Here is a 21,262-nt window from a genome sequence, read left to right on the forward strand (position 1 = left end):
ATCGCCTCGTAGGAGCGGCTTCAGCCGCGACGAAGCATTGCCGAGACCATCCGTCGCGGCTGAAGCCGCTCCTACGGATGCGGGACGCGCATGGTTGTCTCGTCCCTCTCGGTCTTATGCGGCAAGCGAAATCGAGAATAACTAGCTGAGACAAAACGTTTGGCGACGTGCTGAACGCAATGCCCACATAAGGCTCCACTCGCCGCCCGCAACAGCAATCGCCAACGCCGCGTCGACTCAGTCGCCGTCGTAGAGCGGGAAGTGCACCAGCGGCGCCGGCGTACCAGCCGCGGCGACCGCGCTGCCGTTCAGGCCCATGTCCCAGGCCAGGCCGGCCCAGACCGGGTCGGCGATGCGCGCGTCCTGCGGTGCCGGCGCGCGCGCGAGCAGCAATTGCCGCAATTCGGCCTGGGCCAGCGTCTCCAGCCGTCGCAGGGCGTGGCCGGGCTGGCGCGGTGCTGCCGCCGGCCGGATGCCGGGATCGGCCACCGGCTCGGACGCAGGCACGTGCACACTGCTGCTTTCATCGCAGGACATGGCCGCAACTCGGGACAGGGACTGGAGATGCATCGACATCGACGGGGCCGGACGGGAAGGGCAGAGACGACAAGCCCCGGCAGGGGCCGGGGACTCGTCGGTTCATGGCGTGGAGCGCGACAAGACGGACTTAGAACAACTCGACCGTGCCGGCACCCATGCTCTGCTGCGCCACCGGCTTGTGCGGCGGACGCTCCCACTCCACGCGCATGTCGCGCAGGCGGTTGCCGACCCGCTGCAGGGCGTCGAGCAGTTCGTGGTCGAACACGCCGCCATTGCGATGCAGCAGTTCCTGCAGCGCCACGGCCTCGCGGTTGATCGCGGTAAGGCGGTCCAGGTGGGTGTGCACGCCGCCCAGGGCCTGGGTCGCGATGTCCTCGAACTGCAGGGCGCGCACCGCTTCGGCGACGCTGCTGTCGATGGCGCGGCCGCATTCGGAGATCTCGCGCATGCCGTCGCCCAGCGAGTGGTTGATCGCGGCCACGTTGTCCAGCATCGCCGCAGCCTCGGCCCGCGCCTCGCGGGAGCGGTCCATGTCGCGCGAGGCCATGTTCGAGACCGTCTCGCGGACCTTGGCGATGGCGTCCTTGGAGCTGTGCGCCAGCTTGCGGATCTGCTCGTTGAAGGTGGTCGAGCGCTCGGACAGGTTGCGCACCTCGTCGGCCACCACCGCGAAGCCGCGGCCTGCCTCACCGGCGCGCGCCGCTTCGATCGCCGCGTTCAGCGCCAGCAGGTTGGTCTGGTCGGCGATCGACTTGACGTCCTCCAGCAGGGCGAAGATGCCGTCCAGGTGCTGGGACATGTCGTCGATGTAGTGCACCGTGGTGCTGCTCTGGCCGCTGACCTGTTCCAGCGCCTCGACCAGCTGCTCCATGCGCTGGCTGGCATGCTGGGCGAAGCGGGCCACGTCCACCCCGGCGCCGCCGTCTTCGCCGGCGCGGTCGACGATGCGGGCCAGCGCCACGCTCTGCTGCCGCGACTTGCGGTTCATCGCCTCGAAGCTGCCACCCAGGCCGCTGACCGCCTGGCGGATCAGTTCGCGGGCGCGTTCGATCTCGGAGCGGGAGCCCTCGATCTCGTTGCCGACGAAGCTGCGCAGCTCGGTCAGCAGGTGGTCCTGCTCGCGCATGACCTTGGCCTGCTCCGGCGAGCGCCGGCTCTGGCTGTACGCGGTCCAGCCGGCAAAGCCGAGCCAGCTCAGCGTCATGGTGGTGAGGATGGCCCAACGGACCGGGGCCGGCCAGTCGAAACCGGTGGCGATGGGGAACAGCAGCGTCAGGGCGAGCGGGGCGGCCAGACGGATCAGGAGGCGTGAGTACATGGAAGTTCTCGGCAGATTCACGATTGCTGTATCGGCCGTCCCCCCCGGGTCTTTAGCAGCGTCATCGCCGGATCGTCGAAACCTGCGTCCTTTCGCAGGATCGGCGTCGCAGAACGGGCGCGGGGCGGCCCGCGCCGTCCGCCTCCGTGCTCAGCGCAGCGCGCGGTCCACGGTCTCGCGCATGCGCCGCTTGGCCAGCAGGAAGTCCCACAGGCTGCCGCCCATCTGCCGCCACAGCACCGCTGCGCGCACCGCTGCCAGCAGCAGGGCGCGAATCTCCGCCACCACCCCGGCCTGGCCCAGGTAATGCGGATTGCCTTGCACCATCACCCGCGGGCGCAGGTGGCTGATGGTGTCGGCATAGAGCTGGCCCAGCGCGATGATCACCTCCGGGTGGGTGCTGTCGCCATGGCGCTCCAGCAGAGGCGCGATCCGCGCCAGGCCGGCGTCGACCTTGGCGTCGGTCTCGGCATCGCCGGCGAAGCGCCGCTCCAGCTGGATCACCGCCATCGCCAGCCGCGGCAGCACTTCGTCCTGGCCCTGGTTGCGGAAGTAGTTGTGCAGCAGGCGCAGGCCCGGCGCCAGGTCGGCGCGGCGGCCGTAGACCGCTTCGGGGCTGGGCGCGTCGATGCGGAACACGCTGTCGAGCAGGGTGCGCACCAGCGACGCCTCCGACTGGCCGGTCTCGGCGATGCGCCGCACCTGCTGCAGGGCCTGGGCCAGGCCCGCCAGCGCCAGCATGCGCGCGTCCATGGAATCGGTCATCGAATGGAGTCCTCGTGTACGGCGGGGGCCTGCTGCGCCAGGCGGCGCTCCAGCGGGGCATCGGTGGTGGCGATCACGGCGCCGCCCAGGCATTGCTCGCCCTGGTACAGCACCAGCGACTGCCCGGGGGTGACGGCGCGTTGCGGGCGCGCGAAGCGGACCGAGAGGGTGCCATCGTCGCCGACCTCGACCGTGCAGGGCTCGTCGGCCTGGCGGTAGCGGGTCTGCGCGGTGCAGTCGAAGCGCCCTGCCGGCGGCGCGCCGGCGATCCAGTGGGCGGTCTCGGACTGCAGCCAGGTGGCCATCAGGTAGGGGCTGTCGCGGTCCTGATCGACGTACAGCACGTTGCGGGCGACGTCCTTGCCGACCACGTACCACGGCGCCGCGGCACGCCCGCGCACCCCGCCGATGTTCAGGCCCTCGCGCTGGCCGAGGGTGAAGTAGAACACCCCCGGGTGCTCGGCCACGACCTGCTCGTGCGGGTCGCGGATCTCGCCGCGCCGGGCCGGCAGGTAGCGGCCCAGGAACTCGCGGAAATCGCGTTCGCCGATGAAGCAGATGCCGGTGGAATCCTTCTTGGCGTGGGTCGGCAGGCCGGCCTCGCGGGCGATGCGGCGCACCTGCTCCTTGGGCAGTTCGCCGACCGGGAACAGGGTCGCGGCCAGTTGCGCCTGGCCCAGCTGGTGCAGGAAATAGCTCTGGTCCTTGTTGCGGTCCAGCCCGCGCAGCAGCCGCCAGCGGCCGCCGACGCAGTCCACCCGCGCGTAGTGGCCGGTGGCGATGCGCTCGGCGCCGAGTTCCCGCGCCGCGTCCAGAAAATGCTTGAACTTGACCTCGCGGTTGCACAGCACGTCCGGATTGGGCGTGCGCCCGGCGGCGTACTCGGCCAGGAAGTGCGCGAACACGCCTTGCCAGTATTCCTGCGAGAAATCGCGGAAATGGAACGGGATGCCGAGCCGCCCGCACACCGCCACCGCATCGCGGCGGTCGTCGTCGGCGCGGCAGTCGCCGCTGCCGTCGTCGGCCCAGTTCTGCATGAACAGACCGGACACCGCCGCGCCCTGCTGGACCAGTTGCCAGGCCGCCACCGACGAATCCACGCCGCCGGAAACCCCGACCATGACCGCTGCGCCGCTCATGCCACCTGCCGCAACAGGTCCAGCGGGTAGCGGCGCCCGGCCAGGTAGTCGGCCACCACCTGCCACACCAGCGGGCTGCGCCAGCGCGGCGCGGCGGCCTCCAACTCGGCCGGGGTCATCCACAGCGCGCGCACGATGCCGGTGTCCAGCGGCCGCTGCGCATCGTGCGCGACCGGGTCGGCGGCGAAAGCGAAGCGCAGGTAGTGGCGGCCGTTGTCGGCCTTCCACTGGTAGGCGCCGATGAAGGCGGTCGGCTGCACCTGCCAGCCGGTTTCCTCCAGCGTTTCGCGCACCGCGGCCTCGATCAGGCTCTCGTCCGGTTCGAGGTGACCGGCCGGCTGGTTCAGCACCAGCGCACCGGCGATCGCTTCCTCGACCTGCAGCAGCCGCCCATCGCGCACCACCACCGTGGCCACGGTCACATCCGGCTGCCAGGGCTCGGCGATCGCCGTCATCAGAACAGATCCTTGCCGCCGTTGAGTTCGGCGTCCATCGCGTCGGCGCCGCGCGCGGCGGCCTCCAGCGCCTCGCGCAGCGCCGTATCGTCGGCATCGGCGGGCAGCTTGACCACGAACACGGCGGTACCGCCCTGGCGCACCCAGCCGCCGAGGATGTCCGACTGCGCGTCTTCCAGCAGCCGGTTGGCGACCTTGGCGGGCAGGCTGTCGCCCTGCGCCTGGTAGGCCGGCGACCAGACCTCGCGGATGCGGTAGCTGCCGAAGGTCTCGACCGGCGAGCGCACGTAGGTGAGCTGCTTGCGCTCCTGCCCGTGGTCGCGCAGGCCGAACAGCACCTGGTAGTCGCCGTCCTGGTCGGCCTGCACGTCGTAGCCCAGCGCCTGCAGCCGCTTGCCCAGCGCCGCATCCGGCGGCTCGGCGGCCGCCGGCAGGGCGGCGGCGAGCAGTGCGGCGAGCAGCGGAACCTTGGGGAACATCGTCGAATGCATGCGCAGCGCCATCGAAAGGAGGGGAATTGTGCGGGCAGGGCCGGCGATCGTCCAATCCCGGCCGGCGGGCCCCGTATATAATGGGCGGATGCCCCGCAAGAATTCCCCCGAGCACGATCATGGCGTCATGGTGGAGACCGGCAAGCCGGAAGTCGCCCGCCCGCCCATGTATCAGGTGCTGCTGCTGAACGATGACTACACCCCGATGGACTTCGTGGTGACCGTGTTGCAGCAGTTCTTCTCCCTGGACCTGGAGCGCGCCACCCAGGTGATGCTGCACGTGCATACCCGCGGCCGCGGCGTCTGCGGGGTCTATACCCGCGAGGTGGCTGAATCCAAGGTGGCTCAGGTGAACGAGTTCTCGCGGATGAACCAGCACCCCCTGTTGTGCACGATGGAAAAAGCCTGATAGTGGGAGGCGTCGGTCACCGGTTTGCCCGGACTAACGCGGTGTGAACACACTGATCCGATAGGGTTGTGGAAATTCGCAACTCAAGCCACATATTGTCGGCAACAGACGTCGGAGTACACCATGTTCAGCAAAGATCTCGAGCAGACCATCGGCCAGTGCTACAAGCGCGCCAGGGAAGCACGTCATGAGTTCATGACGGTGGAGCACCTGCTGTTGGCGCTGCTCGACAATCCCTCCGCCCAGGCCGTGCTCAAGGCCTGCGGCGCCGACGTCGACCGCCTGCGCAGCGACCTGGAACAGGCCATCGAAGCCTCGGTGGCCCGGTTGGCCGAGGACGACGGCCGCGACACCCAGCCCACCCTTGGCTTCCAGCGGGTGCTGCAGCGGGCGGTCTACCACGTTCAGTCCTCGGGCAAGAAGGAGGTCAGCGGCGCCAACGTGCTGGTGGCGATCTTCGGCGAGAAGGACTCGCATGCGGTGTATTTCCTGAATCAGCAGGACATCACCCGCCTGGACATCGTCAATTACCTGTCCCATGGCATCGCCAAGATGGGCGAGGACGGCGAGCAGGCCGCGCCGAGCGATGGCGAGCCCAAGGGCGAGGCAGGTGAGGGCGAACCGAAGGGCGATGCCCTGGCCGAGTACGCCACCAACCTGAACGAACAGGCCCGCAACGGCCGCATCGACCCGCTGGTGGGCCGCGCCGACGAGATCGAGCGCACCATCCAGGTGCTGTGCCGCCGCCGCAAGAACAACCCGCTGTACGTGGGCGAGGCCGGCGTCGGCAAGACCGCCATCGCCGAGGGCCTGGCCAAGCGCATCGTCGAGGGCAGCGTGCCCGAGGTGCTGGCCGACGCGGTGATCTTCTCGCTCGACCTGGGCGCGCTGGTCGCCGGCACCAAGTACCGCGGCGACTTCGAGAAGCGCCTGAAGGGCGTGCTGACCTCGCTGAAGAAGGTGCCCAACGCAGTGCTGTTCATCGACGAGATCCACACCATCATCGGTGCCGGTTCCGCCTCCGGCGGCACCATGGACGCGTCCAACCTGATCAAGCCGGCGCTGTCCTCGGGCGAGCTGCGCTGCATCGGCTCGACCACGTTCCAGGAGTACCGCGGCATCTTCGAGAAGGACCGCGCCCTGGCGCGGCGCTTCCAGAAGATCGACATCGTCGAGCCGACCGTGGGCGAGACCTTCGAGATCCTGCAGGGCCTCAAGCCCAAGTACGAGGCGCACCACGGCGTGACCTACGCCGACGACGCGCTGCAGGCGGCGGTGGACCTGTCGGTCAAGCACATCGGCGACCGGCTTCTGCCGGACAAGGCGATCGACGTGATCGACGAGGCCGGCGCGCGCCAGCGGCTGCTGCCGGAAGGCCAGCGCAAGGAACTGATCGACATCGAGGAGATCGAGACCATCGTCGCCAAGATGGCGCGGATCCCGGCCAAGCAGGTCAGCGCCACCGACAAGGACGTGCTGCAGCACCTGGAGCGCAACCTGAAGATGGTGATCTTCGGCCAGGATCCGGCGATCGAGACGCTGTCCTCGTCGATCAAGCTGGCGCGCTCGGGCCTGGGCAATCCGGAAAAGCCGATCGGCAACTTCCTGTTTGCCGGCCCCACCGGCGTGGGCAAGACCGAGGTCACCAAGCAGCTGGCGCTGCAGCTGGGCATCGAACTGGTGCGTTTCGACATGTCCGAGTACATGGAGCCGCATTCGATCAGCCGCCTGATCGGTGCGCCCCCGGGCTACGTCGGCTTCGACCAGGGCGGCCTGTTGACCGAGAAGATCGTCAAGACGCCGCACTGTGTGCTGCTGCTGGACGAGGTGGAGAAGGCGCATCCGGACATCTTCAACATCCTGCTGCAGGTCATGGACCGCGGCGTGCTCACCGACACCAACGGGCGCGAGGCCAACTTCAAGAACGTGATCCTGGTGATGACCACCAATGCCGGTGCCACCCAGGCCTCGCGGCGCTCGATCGGTTTCACCCAGCAGGACCACTCCACCGACGCGATGGAGATCATCCGTCGCAGCTTCACCCCGGAGTTCCGCAACCGCCTGGACGCGGTGGTGCAGTTCCAGCCGCTGGCCTTCAGCCACATCCTGCGCGTGGTCGACAAGTTCGTGATCGAGCTGGAGATGTTGCTGCAGGAGAAGCACGTGTCGCTGTCGGCGACCCCGACCGCGCGCGACTGGCTGGCCCAGCACGGCTTCGACCCGCTGATGGGCGCGCGGCCGATGGCGCGGGTGATCCAGGACAAGGTCAAGCGCCCGCTGGCCGACGAACTGCTGTTCGGCAAGCTGGTCAACGGCGGCCGCGTCACCATCGACGTGCGCGACGGCGAGCTGGTGGTGGAGACCCAGGCCGAGCCGGAGCGCCTGCTGCCGGCCACGGTGGACTGAGGCCGGGCCGACAGGCAGGACGAAAGGCGGCTGCAGAGGCTGCAGCCGCCTGGCGAGGTCACCGTCGTTCCACCGTTGCAGACGCGAAAGGCGGCCAGTGGCCGCCTTCTTCATGTCCGCCCGTGGCGGATTACTTCATGCGGTAGGTGATGCGACCCTTGGTCAGGTCGTACGGAGTCATTTCGACCTTCACCCGGTCGCCGGTCAGGATGCGGATGTAGTTCTTGCGCATGCGGCCGGAGATGTGGGCGATGATTTCGTGCCCGTTTTCCAGCTTGACCCGGAACGTGGTATTGGGCAACGTCTCGCTGACGGTGCCTTCGAATTCGATGGAGTCGTCTTTCGACATGTAATCCTGTGCGATTCGGAACGGCCAAAGGCCTGAAGAGCGAGGATTTTACTCGCCTGCGCCGCGCCATGCAAAGTTTGCGTTAATCCCGCTCAGCCCTGGGCCAGTTCCGCGGCCGCCAGGGTGCCGAACTGCGACGTCCAAGGCCCGATCTCGGCCGGTGCCGCCACCAGCGGGGCGATGGCCTCCAGGAAGCGCGGGCGCGGCCAGCGCTCGGCGCCCAGGCTCAGCAGATGGTCGTTCTCCACCTGCGCGTCGATCAGCGGCCAGCCCCAGCCGTGCAGGCGCCGCGCCAGCGCCGCCAGCGCCACCTTGGAGCCGCCGCTGCGGGCGCTGAACATGCTCTCGCCGAAGAACACGCGCCCGCGCGCCACGCCGTAGATGCCACCGACCAGCTCGTCGCCGTCGAACACTTCCACCGAATGCGCGTGGCCGGCCTGGTGCAGTGCCAGGTAGGCGGCGCGCATCGCTGCGGTGATCCAGGTGCCGTCCTGACCGCGGCGCGGGAGTTGCGCGCAGGCGTAGATGACGGCGGCGAAGGCGGTGTCGGCGCGCACCGTCCACGGCGAGCGCCGCAGGCTGCGGCGGAAGCGCGAGGACAGGCGCACGCCGTCGCTGCGGAACACAGTACGCGGGTCCGGGCTCCACCACAGGATCGGCTCGCCGTCGGAGTACCAGGGGAAGATGCCCTGCGCATAGGCGGCGAGCAGGCGGGTCGGCGACAGGTCGCCGCCGATCGCGAGCAGCCCGTCCGGCTCGCGCAGGGCGCTGGACGGCGGCGGGAACGGGGCGGCGGGATCGGCCGCGAGCAGGGCGGGGAGACGAAGCATCGCCGGCAGCGTAGCCGATGCCTCAGGCGTCGTGGCGGAACGGCGAGTGGCGCTGCAGTGCCGCGGCGTGCTGACGCACCTCGGCGCGCTCCTGCGCGCACCACTCGGCCAGCGGCACGCGGAAGCCGGGATCGGCGATCCAGTGGCGGCTGCGCACCAGCCGCGGCAGGAACCCACGGGCGATCTTGTGCTGGCCCTGCGCGCCCGGCTCGAAGCGGGTCAGGCCCTCGCGCAGGCAGTACTCGATGCCCTGGTAGTAGCAGGTCTCGAAGTGCAAGCCGGGCAGGGCATCGCCGCCCCAGTAACGGCCGTACAGGGTGTCGCCGCCGCGCAGGCAGAATGCCCCGGCCACCGGCAGGCCCTCATGCATTGCGAGGAAGATCAGCAGGTTGCGCGGCATCGTTTGCGCAAGATGCGAGAAGAAGTCCAGGGTCAACGCCGGGGAATTGCCGTAGTCGTCGAAGGTGCGCAGGTAGAACCCGTACATCGCCTGCAGGTCGGCGGCGCTGGCCTCGTCGCCGTGCAGCACGCGGAAGCCGATGCCGGCGCGCTGCACCTTGGCCCGCTCCTGGCGGATGTTCTTGCGGTGCTTGTGGTCCATCGCGCCCAGGTAGTCGTCGAAGCCGGTCCAGCCGGCCTCGTTGTGCCACTGGTACTGCACGTCGTTGCGTTCCAGCCAGTCGGCGCCGAACGCGGCGTCCTCGTCGGCACGGTGGAAGTTGACGTGGGCCGAGGACAGGCCGGTGCGCTCGGTCAGCGCCTGCATGGCCGCGAGCAGTTCCTGCTGCGCCGCCGGATCGCGCGCCAGCAGCCGCGGTCCGGTGACCGGCGAGTACGGCACCGCGCACAGCCACTTGGGGAAATAGTCCTGGCCATAGCGCGCGTAGGCATGCGCCCAGGCGTGGTCGAACACGAATTCGCCGTGCGAGTTGCTTTTGACGTAGCCGGGCGCCGCCGCGACCAGGGCCTCGCCATCCCACACGGTGAGATGCAGCGGACTCCAGCCCCAGGCCGGGCGCAGGCAGCCGTGCTGCTCCAGGCCGGCCAGGAAGGCGTGGGCCACGAACGGATTGTGGCCGTCGTGCAGGGCGTCCCAGTCGGCGGCGGCGACCGTGTCGAGCTGGCGCAGCCAGCGGATCCGGCTCATCGCCCCGGCCGCCGCAGCAGAAAGGCGACCCGACCGCCGGTTGTGTCGGCGCGCGCGCTTGCGGGCGCGCGCCGACTGCCGGCCATGCGCCGGCAGCTCAGGTCGAGAATGGACTCAGGCACCCTTGTCCAGGTAACGCTCGGCATCCAGCGCGGCCATGCAGCCGAAGCCGGCCGAGGTGATCGCCTGGCGGTAGTGCTGGTCGGCGACGTCGCCGGCGGCGAACACGCCCGGCACCGAGGTCTCGGTGGCGGCGCCGCCGAGGCCGGAGCGGATCTCCAGGTAGCCGTTGTGCATGGCCAACTGGCCGTCGAACAACTGGGTGTTCGGGTGATGGCCGATGGCGACGAAGAAGCCGTGCGCCTCCAGGTCGCGGGTGCTGCCGTCCTGCACCGACTTGACCCGCACGCCGGTGACGCCGGCCTCGTTGCCCAGCACCTCGTCCACCTGGTGATGCCAGACGGTCTCGATCTTGCCGGCGGCGACCTTGGCGAACAGCTTGTCCTGCATGATCTTTTCCGCGCGCAGGGTGTCGCGGCGATGCACCAGGTAGACCTTGCGGGCGATGTTGGACAGGTACAGCGCCTCTTCCACGGCGGTGTTGCCGCCGCCGACCACGACCACGTCCTGGTCCTTGTAGAAGAAGCCGTCGCAGGTGGCGCAGGCGGACACGCCGCGGCCCTTGAACGCCTCTTCCGAGGGAATGCCCAGGTACTTGGCGGTGGCGCCGGTGGCGATGATCAGCGCGTCGCAGGTGTAGTCGCCGCTGTCGCCGCTGAGCCGGAACGGGCGCTGCGACAGGTCGGCGGTGTGGATGTGGTCGAAGATCACCTCGGTCTCGAAGCGCTCGGCATGCGCCTGCATGCGCGCCATCAGGTCCGGGCCCATCAGGCCGTGCGGGTCGCCGGGCCAGTTGTCGACCTCGGTGGTGGTCATCAGCTGGCCGCCCTGCTGCAGGCCGGTGATCACCACCGGCTTGAGGTTGGCGCGCGCGGCGTAGACCGCGGCGGTCCAGCCGGCCGGGCCGGAACCCAGGATCAGCAGGCGGGAATGCTTGGCGGAATTGGCGGCAGAGGGGCTCATGTATACTCGCGAACAGGGTGAAATGGCGGCGGAAACGCGGCATTGCGCGGGTTCCGGCGAAGGCGCATAGAGTGGCGGCCGGCCTGGAACGAATCAAGCCGCGTGGCGGAAACGCTGCGGCCCGTCGCGACCGACGGCCTCCGCGGCGCGCCAGTGCATGCTGCCAGCAGGCGCCGCCGCGGCACAGCGACGCGAGACCGGACGATTCAGGTAGCGCCTGCTGAAATGCGAGGGCGAGTCGTTTATTATCAATCACTAACGATGCATTTCTAAGGTCTGGTCATAGCGTGGCGAAGCAGGTTCCGGAACGCGGCAAATCCCAGGGCGCCAATGCGGCGGCACGCAAGCAGGGCGCCGCGCCCAACCCACGCCGGCAGAAGCTGTGGCGCGATCTGGCGCTGATCGCGATCGCGCCGCTGTTGCTGTACCTGCTGGCCAGCCTGGCCACGTACTCGGCGACCGATCCGGGCTGGTCGCACACCGGCAGTGTGGTCGCGCCGGTGCACAACATGGGCGGCAAGTTCGGCGCCTGGATCGCCGACGTGCTGCTGCAACTGTTCGGCTACGTGGCCTTCCTGCTGCCGGTGGTGATCGGCGCGATCTCCTGGATCGCGCTGTTCGGCATGGACCAGGACGGCGACGGCGAGGCCGACCTCGGCCCGGCGCTGCGCCTGGTCGGCATCGTCGGCTTTTTGATCGCCGCCACCGGGCTGCTGCACCTGCGCCTGTTCGCCGGCGACGTGGCCGGCGCCGGCGGCATCCTCGGCAAGCTGGTCGGCAATTCGTTGGGCGCGGGCTTCGGCGCGCTCGGCGCCAATCTGTTCGTGCTGGTACTGCTGCTGGTGTCGGTGACCCTGGCCACCGGGCTGTCCTGGTTCGCGGTGATGGAGCGCATCGGCAAGGTGGTGATGACCTTGCCGGCGCTGGCCCGCCGCGGCACCCAGCAGGCCAACGAATGGCAGCAGACCCGCGCCATGCGCGAGGAACGTGAGGAAGTGCGCAAGGTCGACGCGGTGCAGCGCGCCAAGCGCGAGCCGGTCAAGATCGAGCCGCCGCCGGCGCCGGTGGTGGAGAAGAGCGAGCGCGCCAAGCGTGAGCAGCAGATCCCGCTGTTCCACGGCACCGGCAGCGACCCGTCCGGCGTGCCGCCGCTGGCCCTGCTTGACGATCCCAAGCCGCAGGCCAAGGGCTATTCCGAGGAGACCCTGGAAACCCTGTCGCGGCAGATCGAGTTCAAGCTCAAGGACTTCCGCATCGAGGCGCAGGTGGTCGGGGCCTATCCGGGCCCGGTGATCACCCGCTTCGAGATCGAGCCGGCGCCGGGCATCAAGGTCAGCCAGATCAGCTCGCTGGACAAGGACATTGCCCGCGGCCTGTCGGTGAAGTCGGTGCGCGTGGTCGACGTGATCCCGGGCAAGTCGGTGATCGGCCTGGAGATCCCCAACGTCAGCCGCGAGATGATCTATCTCAGCGAGCTGCTGCGCTCCAAGGAATACGACAAGTCGGCCAGCCCGCTGACCCTGGCCCTGGGCAAGGACATCGCCGGGCGCCCGACTGTGGCCGACCTGGCGCGCATGCCGCACCTGCTGGTCGCCGGTACCACCGGCTCGGGCAAGTCGGTGGCGGTCAACGCGATGGTGCTGAGCCTGCTGTACAAGGCCTCGGCCAAGGACCTGCGGATGCTGATGATCGACCCGAAGATGCTCGAACTGAGCGTCTACCAGGGCATCCCGCACCTGCTGGCGCCGGTGGTCACCGATATGAAGGAGGCCGCCAACGGCCTGCGCTGGTGCGTGGCGGAAATGGAGCGCCGCTACAAGCTGATGAGCGCGGTCGGCGTGCGCAACCTGGCCGGCTTCAACAAGAAGGTCAAGGACGCGCAGGACGCCGGGCAGCCGCTGATGGACCCGCTGTTCAAGCCCAACCCGGACCTGGCCGAGGCGCCGCGGCCGCTGGACACGCTGCCGTTCATCGTCATCTTCATCGACGAATTCGCCGACATGATGATGATCGTCGGCAAGAAGGTCGAAGAGCTGATCGCGCGTCTGGCGCAGAAGGCCCGCGCCGCCGGCATCCACCTGATCCTGGCCACCCAGCGCCCGTCGGTGGACGTGATCACCGGCCTGATCAAGGCCAACATCCCGACCCGCATCGCGTTCCAGGTCAGCTCCAAGATCGATTCGCGCACCATCCTCGACCAGTCCGGCGCCGAGACCCTGCTCGGCCACGGCGACATGCTGTACCTGCCGCCCGGCACGGCGATGCCGGACCGCGTGCACGGCGCCTTCGTCAGCGACGAGGAAGTGCACCGGGTGGTCGAGCACCTCAAGGCCAGCGGCCCGGCTGACTACATCGAGGGCGTGCTGGACGAAGTGCAGACCATGGGCGACGGCACCGTGATCGGCGCCACCGGCCTGCCGGAAGCCGGCGGCGGTGGCGGCGACGAATCCGACCCGCTGTACGACGAGGCCCTGCGCATCGTCACCGAAACCCGCCGCGCCTCGATCTCCGGCGTGCAGCGGCGGCTGAAGATCGGCTACAACCGCGCCGCGCGGCTGATCGAGGCGATGGAAGCCGCCGGCGTGGTCAGCCCGCCCGAACACAACGGCGACCGCAGCGTGCTGGCGCCGCCGCCGCCGAAGTGAGGCGCTCCGCGCCATTCGCCGGCCATGGCCGGCGCCTGCGAGGACCTATGCCGCTGCGCGCCGCGCGCTGGCTGCTCGGCTCGGCGCTGCTGGCGCTGGCCGGCGCCGCCGCCGCGCAGCCGGCACCGGCCACGCACCGCGACAACGACCAGGCCACGGCCACCGCGGCCGCACCGGTGGTCAGCAACAACTACAGCTACGTGCGCTACCGCGCCGACTACGAGGTACGCGAGGACGCCACCAGCGTGGAGACCGACGAGTACGAACTGCTGCTCAAGACCAAGGCCGGCGTCGACCAGTTCAGCCAGGTGCGGCTGGGCTACAGCGAGAAGCTGGAGACGCTGGAGGTGCTGGCCGCCTACACGCTGACCCCGGACGGGCTGCGCCACGACGTGCCGGCCGACAAGATCTACACCCAGGAGAGCTATTCCAGCGCGACGGCGGCGATGTACGCCGACCGCAAGGTCAAGGTGGTGGTGTTCCCCAACCTGATGCCCGGCGCGCGCCTGGTGTACCGGGTGCGCCGCACCCAGAACGTGCCGTACTTCCCCGGTTACTTCAGCCTGTGGGAGACCTTCAGCGTGTTCTCCCAGTACGACGACGCCACGGTGACCCTGGTGGCGCCGCGACGCCTGCAGATGCACCTGTACACCCGCGGCGTGCAGGGCAGCAACACGCCGACGATCGACGGCGAACAGGCCCGCTGGGAATGGCGCTACAGCCGCCGCGAACCGATGAAGAGCCAGAACTGGTCGGCGGCCACCTGGGAATTCAGCCCGACCATCATGGCCAGCAGCTTCCGCCGCTGGTCGCAGATGGCCCAGGCCTACCAGCACAGCAGCGCCGCTGCCGCGCAGGTCACGCCCAAGGTGCGCGCCCGCGCCGAGCAGATCACCGCCGGCATCGGCGACCGCCGCGCGCAGGCCGCCGCGCTGTACGAGTGGGTGGCGCGCAATATCCGCTACGTGGCGGTGTACCTGGGCAACGGCGGGCTGCAGCCGAACAGCGCCGACAGCATCCTCGACAACCACTACGGCGACTGCAAGGACCACACCGTGGTGCTGGAAGCGCTGCTGGCGGCCAAGGGCATCGCCAGCACGCCGGTGCTGCTCGGTGCGCAGGGCGGGCCGACCCTGCCCGAGGTGCCGGTGCTGGGCCGGTTCAACCACGCCATCACCTATCTGCCCGAATTCAAGCTGTACGTGGACTCGACCAGCCCCTATGCGCGCTTCGGCCAGTTGCCGGCCGGCGACCTCGGCGTGCCGGTGCTGCATACCGCCGACGGCACCGTGGCGCGCACGCCGCCGGACGACGCCAAGGTCAACCGCTACCTGGCCGAGACCGACTACCGTTTCGCCGCCGATGGCAGCGTCAGCGGCATCACCCGCCTGGACAGCGGCGACGTCGGCGAGATCGGCCTGCGCACCATGTTCGTGCAGCTCAATGCGCAGAACCGCACCCGCATCGAGGAGTCGATCGTCGCCGCCTCCGGCTTCGACGGCAGCGGCGAGCTGCTGCTGCAGGGGGCACCGCAGGACCTGAGCCGGCCGTTCGGCTACGCCTACCGCTTCCGCGCCCACGACTATGTGGACTTCGGCGTGGTCGGCGGCATGAGCCTGCCGCTGATGCCGGGCGCCGACTCGGTGCGCGGGGTCTACAGCACCGCCTCGGCCGAGCGCAATCTGACCCCGTTCTACTGCAACGACAACGCGCGCAGCGAGACCTACCGGCTGACCTTCCCGGACAGCGTGCCGATCATCGCGATCCCGGCCGACACCCATTTCCGCAACGCCGCCGGCGAGTACGCCGCCACCTGGGTGCGCGACGGACAGACCGTGACCGCCACGCACACGCTGCACCGGCGCGCGATCCACGGCCCGGCGGCGCTGTGCCAGCCGCAGGACTACGCCGCTTTCCGCGAGCTGTATCAGCAGGTGCGGCGCGGCTTCCGCGGGCAGATCCTGTACGGCGACCTGCGCCGGATGCAGACCGGGCCGTAGCCGCGGTGCGGCAGTCCACCCTCTGATCGCCTATTCAGGCGCGCCGCGTCACACTTCCCACACTCCATCCGGAAATCCATCCGCATGCTTCGCACACTCCGTTACACCGTCCTCGCCACCGCGCTGCTGGCCGGCTCCGCCTTCGCCGGCGCCCGCGAGGACCTCACCGCCTTCACCCGCGGGCTGAAGGGCCTGGACGGCCAGTTCGCGCAGAAGGTCTACGACGGCAAGGGCACGCTGAAGGAAAGCTCCAGCGGTCGCGTCGCGCTGTCGGCGCCGCGCCTGTTCCGCTGGGAATACCGCAAGCCCTATACCCAGCTGATCGTCGCCGACGGCAGCAAGGTGTGGGTGTACGACCCGGACCTGAAGCAGGCCACGGTGCGCGCGCAGGGCAGCGAGGAGCAGAACAGCCCGCTGACCGCGCTGATCGACCCGGGCAAGCTCGACCGCCAGTACGACGTCAGCGAGGAGGCCGTGGCCCGCGACGGGCTGCAGTGGCTGACCATGACCCCGAAGGTGGACACCGAGGCCAGCTTCCAGATGGCCAAGCTCGGCTTCGACCGCAATGGCCTGGCGCGCATGGAAGTGGTCGACCCGGTCGGCCAGCGCACCGAGATCAGCTTCAGCGACTGGAAGCGCAATCCGGCCTTCGCCACCGGCACCTTCCGCTACGTCCCGGACAAGGACGTGGACGTGGTCGGCGATCGCTGAGCCGGCTGCCGCCGCGCACGTTGTCGGTGCGCGGCGGTTTGCCCGGTCAGTCCGGGCAGGTCTGCACTTCGATGCTGACGTGGCCCAGCGTGACCACGCCCTGCAGGCGTGCGTGGTAGAACGCCGCCGGCCGCGGCTTGTGCGTCACCAGCGACACGATCGCCGCGTGCTGGCCGGGGCCGACCCGCCACACGTGCAGGTCGGCGATGCGCTCGTCGTCCTGCTGCAGGCGGTCGCGGATCTGCGCCTGCAGCGCCGCCGGCGCCGAGGCGTCGAGCAGCACCGCGCCGGTGTCGCGCAGCAGCGCCAACGACCAGCGTGCGATGACGATGGCGCCGACGATGCCCATCAACGCATCGGTCCAGGTCCAGCCCAGGTACTTGGCCAGCAACAGGGCGACGATCGCCATCACCGAGGTCAGCGCGTCGGCCAGCACGTGCATGTAGGCCGAGCGCAGGTTGTGGTCGGCGTGCGCGTGGCGATCGTGGCTGTGCGCGGGCGCGGCATGGGCGTGCGCATGCCCGTGGTGATCGTGAGGATGGTGATGGCCGTGACCGTGCGCGTGATCGTGATCGTGATCGTGATCATGCCCATCGTGGTGCGCGTGGTCGTCATGCCGGTGCGCGGCATCGGCGTGGTCATGATGATGCCCGTGCCCGTGCCCATGGCCATGGCCATGATCGTGGTGGTGATCGGCGCCGAGCATCCAGGCGCTGAGCAGGTTCACCAGCAGCCCCAGCGCCGCGATCCACAGCGCCTCGTCGTAGGCGATGTGCACCGGCTGCGCCAGGCGCAGTGCCGACTCCACGCCGATGCCCAGGGCGATCAGCGCCAGGATCAGCGCACTGGAAAAGCCCGCCAGGTCGCCGACCTTGCCGGTGCCGAAGGTGAAGCGCGGGTTGTGCCGGTGTCGGCGCGCGAACCAGTAGGCAAAGCCGGCCAGCGACAGCGCGCCGGCATGGGTGGCCATGTGCAGGCCATCGGCCAGCAGCGCCATCGAGCCGGTCCACCAGCCGGCGACGATCTCCACGAACATCATCGCGGCGGTCAGCGCCACCACCGACCAGGTGCGGCGCGCATTGCGCTCGTGGCGCGTGCCGAGGAAGTCGTGCTGATGGGTGAACGCGTCCAGGGTGTCGTGGTGGCTCATGGCGGGGTGGCCGGGCAGCGGAGGCGCCGCGATTCTAGCGCTGGCGTCGGTGTCGCGCAGGCCTGCGGCACGGCGTCCGCGGGTCACGGCGATAGAATGGGCGCATGGCCAAACGCAGACCCTTCGCTTCCGATGCCCCCGACCTGCTGAGCGTGGACCGCGAGGCCATGCGCCCGCTGGCCGAGCGCATGCGCCCGCGCACGCTCGACGAGATGGTCGGGCAGAAGCGCCTGCTGGCGCCGACCAGTGCGCTGCGCCGCGCGGTGGCGTCCGGCCGGGTGCACTCGATGATCCTGTGGGGGCCGCCGGGCTGCGGCAAGACCACCCTGGCGCTGCTGCTGGCGCAGTACGCCGAGGCCGAGTTCAAGGCGATCTCGGCGGTGCTGTCCGGCCTGCCGGAGGTGCGGGGGGTGCTGGCCGAGGCCGCGCAGCGTTTCGCCGACGGGCGCCGCACGGTGCTGTTCGTCGACGAGGTGCATCGCTTCAACAAGGCGCAGCAGGACGCGTTCCTGCCGCACATCGAGCGCGGCACCATCCTGTTCGTCGGCGCCACCACCGAGAATCCCTCGTTCGAACTGAATTCGGCGCTGCTGTCGCGCTGCCGCGTGCACGTGCTGGAGGCGGTGTCGCCGCAGGACATCGCCGAGGCGCTGCAGCGGGCGCTGCACGATCCCGAACGCGGCCTCGGCGCCGAGCAGCTGCAGGTCTCCGACGCGGCGCTGCTGGAGATCGCCGGCGCCGCCGATGGCGACGTGCGGCGCGCGCTGACCCTGCTGGAGATCGCCGCCGAGCTTGCACAGGACGAGGGCGGTGAGATCACCGCGCACACCTTGCAGCAGGTGCTGGCCGACCGCACCCGCCGCTTCGACAAGGGCGGCGAGCAGTTCTACGACCAGATCTCGGCGTTGCACAAGTCGGTGCGCAGCTCCAATCCGGACGCGGCGCTGTACTGGCTCACGCGCATGCTCGACGGCGGCTGCGATCCGTCCTACCTGGCGCGGCGCCTGACCCGCATGGCGATCGAGGACATCGGCCTGGCCGACCCGCGCGCGCAGTCGATGGCGCTGGAAGCCTGGGACATCTACGAGCGCCTGGGCAGCCCCGAAGGCGAGCTGGCCTTCGCGCAATTGGTGCTGTACCTGGCCAGCACCGCCAAGTCCAACGCCGGCTATGCCGCGTTCAACCAGGCCAAGGCCGAAGTGCGCGAGACCGGCACCCAGGAGGTGCCGCTGCACCTGCGCAACGCGCCGACCAAGCTGATGAAGACGCTGGGCTACGGCGCCGACTACCAGTACGACCACGACGCCGAGGGCGGCATCGCCCTGGACCAGACCGGCTTCCCCGATGCGATGGGCGAGCGGGTTTACTACCGGCCGGTGGAGCGCGGCCTGGAGATCAAGCTCAAGGACAAGCTGGACCGCCTGCGCGCCGCGCGCGAGCAGGCGCGGGCTGACAAGGCCGGGCGGCGCGGCTGACGGCCACCTAACCGCGGCGCGCGATGCCGCTGGACACCCGCGCGCAACGCCCCGCATACTCGCGGCAGGAGATGGCGTTCCTCCTCTAACCACCACGCGCTCGGCGTGGTTGATGACGCCTACAGTCGCCCGACCAGGTCGGGGCTGTAGGCGCGCGCGTCCGCATCCCTCGCTCCGGTCGGCCCAATCCGTGGCGGAGGAGAGGACCGATGCCCAAGTTGCAACGCCTGGAACAGTTCGAATTGCTGCCCTACCTGGGCAAATGGTTGGTGATTGCCCTGATCGTCGGCACGCTGGCAGGCAGTGCGTCGGCGCTGTTCCTGTTCTCGCTCGACGGCGCCACGGCCTGGCGCGAAGCGCATCGCTGGGCGATCTGGTTGCTGCCCGTTGCCGGATTCGGCGTCGGCCTGGTCTACCACCTGCTCGGCAAGGCGGTCGATGGCGGCAACAACCTCATCATCGACGAGATCCACGATCCGAAGAAGGTCGTGCCGCTGCGGATGGTGCCGCTGGTGCTGGGCGGCACGGTGGTGTCGCACGTGTTCGGCGCATCGGTGGGCCGTGAAGGGACGGCGGTGCAGATGGGCGGGGCCTTGGCGGACCAGCTCACCCATGTGCTGCGTCTGCAGCGTCCGGACCGGCGCATGCTGTTGATGGCCGGCATGAGCGCCGGTTTCGCCTCGGTGTTCGGCACGCCACTGGCGGGCGCGGTGTTCGGCCTGGAAGTGCTGGCAATCGGTCGTATGCGCTACGACGCGCTGTTCCCTTGCGTCGTCGCCGCGATCGTCGCCGACCAGGTGTGCCGCGCCTGGGGCATCCAGCACACCGCCTATGCGATCGGCCAGGTCGTGCCGGTGAGCGCCGCCAGCGTGACGGCCGTGGTCGCCGCGGGCATCGTGTTCGGGCTGGTCGGCATGCTGTTCGCGACCGCGACGCACCACGTCGGTGGACTGGTCAAGCGGACGGTCGCCTATGCGCCCCTGCGACCGGCCCTTGGCGGCATCGTGATCGCCACGGCCGCGTGGGCGCTGGATGCCTACCGCTATGTCGGGCTGGGCATCCCCGACATCGTGCGGTCCTTTCGCCAGCCGATGGCGCCGTGGGATTTCCTGGGCAAGTTCGCGTTCACCGTCGCCTCGCTGGGCAGCGGGTTCAAGGGTGGGGAAGTGACGCCCTTGTTCTACATCGGCGCGACCCTCGGCAACGCGCTGGCGCCGCTGCTGCATCTGCCGTTCCCCTTGCTTGCCGGCATCGGCTTCGTGGCGGTCTTCGCGGGGGCAGCCAACACGCCGATCGCCACCACATTGATGGCGATGGAACTGTTCGGGGCCGATATCGGACCGCTGGCGGCGATCGGCTGCGTCACCGCGTTCCTGTTTTCGGGCCACACCGGCATCTATCACGCACAACGCCTCGGGCACGGTAAGCATCGCCGCGCCGCAGGGCCGATGCCGGAGGCGCTGCGCATCGCCGACCTGCGGCCGTTGCGGCGCCGGCCGCTGCCCGTGCAGCACACGGCGGTGGACGTCGACGCCGAGCGGCTGCCGTGAGCCGGCCGCTTCCCGCGCAACTGGTGGCCTTGCGCCTGTATTTTCCGTTCTCCACCAAGACCGGGCGATCCACGCGCTTCTGGCACCGGCTGACCGCGCCGGCGCTCGCCGACCACCTGCTGGCGATGGCGCGCCGCAGCCGCATTGCCCAGGCGATGCTGCATCCGGTCGAGCGCGGCTATCTGCCCGGCGCTGGCCTGTCGCATCGGCATCCGGAGTTGAACGGCATGCGCCATCCGCATTGCCTGGAACTGCTGGACACCGAGCAGCGCCTGCGCGATTTTGTGGCCGACCATGCCGAGGAGTTGCGCAAGGTCCACGCGGTGCTCTTCCTCTGCGAACTGCCGCTTGCGCACAATGGGGGCTCTCACTCCGCCTTTCGCGCCCAGGGTGCCGCCCCATGAACACGCTCCAGACCATTGTCGCGATCGGGATCGGCGCGATGATCGGCGCCTTGGCGCGCTACGCGTTGAGCCTGGCGATGAACGGCGTGGTGCCACAGATCCCGATGGGAACGCTGGCGTCCAACCTGATCGCGGCCTACATCGTCGGGGCCGGCATCGCCTTCTTCGCGGCGATGCCGACGCTGTCGCCGGCGTGGCGCCTGTTCGTGATCACCGGGCTGGCCGGGGGGTTGTCGACGTTCTCGACGTTCTCGGCCGAACTGTTACTGCTGTTGCGCGACGGCCGTCTGGGCTGGTCGGCGGCAATGCTGGCGATGCATGTGGGCGGCTCGCTGCTGATGACGTTGCTGGGCATGTTCACCATCTCACTGGTCCGAAATGCATGAGCGAGGCGA

The 21,262-nt window shown here is 69.4% G+C and carries 20 protein-coding genes and 1 riboswitch; of the genes, 9 read left to right on the top strand and 11 right to left on the bottom strand.

Annotated features, from left to right (window positions below; genetic code table 11):
* Positions 1-237: 237 nt before the first annotated feature.
* The 6 genes from AC1G9L_RS10910 to AC1G9L_RS10935 all read right to left on the bottom strand — a co-directional run bounded on the left by AC1G9L_RS10910 (position 238) and on the right by AC1G9L_RS10935 (position 4,720).
* Complete coding sequence (locus AC1G9L_RS10910; RefSeq protein ID WP_371182188.1) at positions 238-537, bottom strand: hypothetical protein; 300 nt, start codon at positions 535-537, stop codon at positions 238-240.
* Positions 538-667: 130 nt separating this feature from the next.
* Positions 668-1,858 carry a methyl-accepting chemotaxis protein gene (locus AC1G9L_RS10915; protein ID WP_019801422.1) on the bottom strand — a complete coding sequence of 397 codons (1,191 nt, stop codon included), beginning with the start codon at positions 1,856-1,858 and terminating at the stop codon, positions 668-670.
* A gap of 150 nt (positions 1,859-2,008) precedes the next feature.
* Complete coding sequence (hflD, locus tag AC1G9L_RS10920) at positions 2,009-2,623, bottom strand: high frequency lysogenization protein HflD (protein WP_019801423.1); 615 nt, start codon at positions 2,621-2,623, stop codon at positions 2,009-2,011.
* Entirely contained in the window at positions 2,620-3,762 is a 1,143-nt protein-coding gene (mnmA, locus tag AC1G9L_RS10925) for a tRNA 2-thiouridine(34) synthase MnmA (RefSeq protein ID WP_481069019.1), read from the bottom strand. The genes hflD and mnmA overlap by 4 nt, the downstream gene beginning before the upstream one ends.
* The gene (locus AC1G9L_RS10930) at positions 3,759-4,217 is read right to left on the bottom strand and encodes an NUDIX hydrolase (protein ID WP_010341730.1); all 459 of its coding nucleotides are present in this window, start codon (positions 4,215-4,217) and stop codon (positions 3,759-3,761) included. Before AC1G9L_RS10930 ends, mnmA begins: the two co-directional genes overlap by 4 nt.
* Positions 4,217-4,720 (bottom strand): hypothetical protein, encoded by a 504-nt coding sequence (locus AC1G9L_RS10935; protein WP_019801425.1) that lies wholly within the window; start codon positions 4,718-4,720, stop codon positions 4,217-4,219. Before AC1G9L_RS10935 ends, AC1G9L_RS10930 begins: the two co-directional genes overlap by 1 nt.
* Before the next feature lie 76 nt (positions 4,721-4,796).
* Here AC1G9L_RS10935 and clpS point away from each other — a divergent pair, with 76 nt between their 5' ends.
* Complete coding sequence (gene clpS / locus AC1G9L_RS10940) at positions 4,797-5,117, top strand: ATP-dependent Clp protease adapter ClpS (RefSeq protein ID WP_010341728.1); 321 nt, start codon at positions 4,797-4,799, stop codon at positions 5,115-5,117.
* A 123-nt stretch (positions 5,118-5,240) separates the two neighbouring features.
* Positions 5,241-7,523: an ATP-dependent Clp protease ATP-binding subunit ClpA gene (gene clpA / locus AC1G9L_RS10945; RefSeq protein WP_010341727.1), complete on the top strand. Its 2,283-nt coding sequence runs from the start codon at positions 5,241-5,243 to the stop codon at positions 7,521-7,523.
* Between the two features lie 130 nt (positions 7,524-7,653).
* Here the strand turns inward: clpA and infA are convergent, their stop codons facing one another.
* From infA to trxB, 4 genes are all read right to left on the bottom strand, one after another.
* Positions 7,654-7,872: a translation initiation factor IF-1 gene (gene infA, locus AC1G9L_RS10950; RefSeq protein WP_004425677.1), complete on the bottom strand. Its 219-nt coding sequence runs from the start codon at positions 7,870-7,872 to the stop codon at positions 7,654-7,656.
* Positions 7,873-7,964: 92 nt separating this feature from the next.
* Positions 7,965-8,702: a leucyl/phenylalanyl-tRNA--protein transferase gene (gene aat / locus AC1G9L_RS10955; protein ID WP_481069022.1), complete on the bottom strand. Its 738-nt coding sequence runs from the start codon at positions 8,700-8,702 to the stop codon at positions 7,965-7,967.
* Positions 8,703-8,724: 22 nt separating this feature from the next.
* A complete protein-coding gene (locus tag AC1G9L_RS10960; RefSeq protein ID WP_481069024.1) occupies positions 8,725-9,849 on the bottom strand; it encodes a GNAT family N-acetyltransferase in 1,125 nt (374 codons plus the stop codon).
* Between the two features lie 114 nt (positions 9,850-9,963).
* Positions 9,964-10,932 (bottom strand): thioredoxin-disulfide reductase, encoded by a 969-nt coding sequence (gene trxB / locus AC1G9L_RS10965; protein ID WP_010341722.1) that lies wholly within the window; start codon positions 10,930-10,932, stop codon positions 9,964-9,966.
* Between the two features lie 287 nt (positions 10,933-11,219).
* Here trxB and AC1G9L_RS10970 point away from each other — a divergent pair, with 287 nt between their 5' ends.
* From AC1G9L_RS10970 to lolA, 3 genes are all read left to right on the top strand, one after another.
* Complete coding sequence (locus AC1G9L_RS10970; protein WP_010341721.1) at positions 11,220-13,577, top strand: DNA translocase FtsK; 2,358 nt, start codon at positions 11,220-11,222, stop codon at positions 13,575-13,577.
* 47 nt (positions 13,578-13,624) lie between these two features.
* Positions 13,625-15,577, top strand: a complete 1,953-nt coding sequence (locus tag AC1G9L_RS10975) for a DUF3857 domain-containing transglutaminase family protein (protein WP_244170794.1) — start codon at positions 13,625-13,627, stop codon at positions 15,575-15,577.
* Between the two features lie 84 nt (positions 15,578-15,661).
* On the top strand, positions 15,662-16,288 hold the full coding sequence (lolA, locus tag AC1G9L_RS10980) for an outer membrane lipoprotein periplasmic chaperone LolA (RefSeq protein ID WP_010341718.1): 627 nt from the start codon (positions 15,662-15,664) through the stop codon (positions 16,286-16,288).
* A gap of 46 nt (positions 16,289-16,334) precedes the next feature.
* On the opposite strand, the gene dmeF is transcribed toward lolA, so the two are convergent.
* The gene (gene dmeF / locus AC1G9L_RS10985; RefSeq protein WP_481069026.1) at positions 16,335-17,438 is read right to left on the bottom strand and encodes a CDF family Co(II)/Ni(II) efflux transporter DmeF; all 1,104 of its coding nucleotides are present in this window, start codon (positions 17,436-17,438) and stop codon (positions 16,335-16,337) included.
* 104 nt (positions 17,439-17,542) lie between these two features.
* Between dmeF and AC1G9L_RS10990 the strand changes: the two genes are divergently transcribed.
* From AC1G9L_RS10990 to crcB, 4 genes are all read left to right on the top strand, one after another.
* Positions 17,543-18,913 carry an AAA family ATPase gene (locus tag AC1G9L_RS10990; RefSeq protein ID WP_019801481.1) on the top strand — a complete coding sequence of 457 codons (1,371 nt, stop codon included), beginning with the start codon at positions 17,543-17,545 and terminating at the stop codon, positions 18,911-18,913.
* A gap of 58 nt (positions 18,914-18,971) precedes the next feature.
* A riboswitch (Fluoride riboswitch) is annotated at positions 18,972-19,042 on the top strand.
* 80 nt (positions 19,043-19,122) lie between these two features.
* Entirely contained in the window at positions 19,123-20,463 is a 1,341-nt protein-coding gene (locus AC1G9L_RS10995) for a chloride channel protein (protein ID WP_019801482.1), read from the top strand.
* A complete protein-coding gene (locus AC1G9L_RS11000; RefSeq protein ID WP_481069028.1) occupies positions 20,460-20,867 on the top strand; it encodes a hypothetical protein in 408 nt (135 codons plus the stop codon). Before AC1G9L_RS10995 ends, AC1G9L_RS11000 begins: the two co-directional genes overlap by 4 nt.
* On the top strand, positions 20,864-21,253 hold the full coding sequence (gene crcB / locus AC1G9L_RS11005) for a fluoride efflux transporter CrcB (RefSeq protein WP_019801484.1): 390 nt from the start codon (positions 20,864-20,866) through the stop codon (positions 21,251-21,253). The genes AC1G9L_RS11000 and crcB overlap by 4 nt, the downstream gene beginning before the upstream one ends.
* The last annotated feature ends 9 nt before the right edge of the window (positions 21,254-21,262 follow it).

This window comes from Xanthomonas sp. NCPPB 1132 (assembly GCF_056629235.1).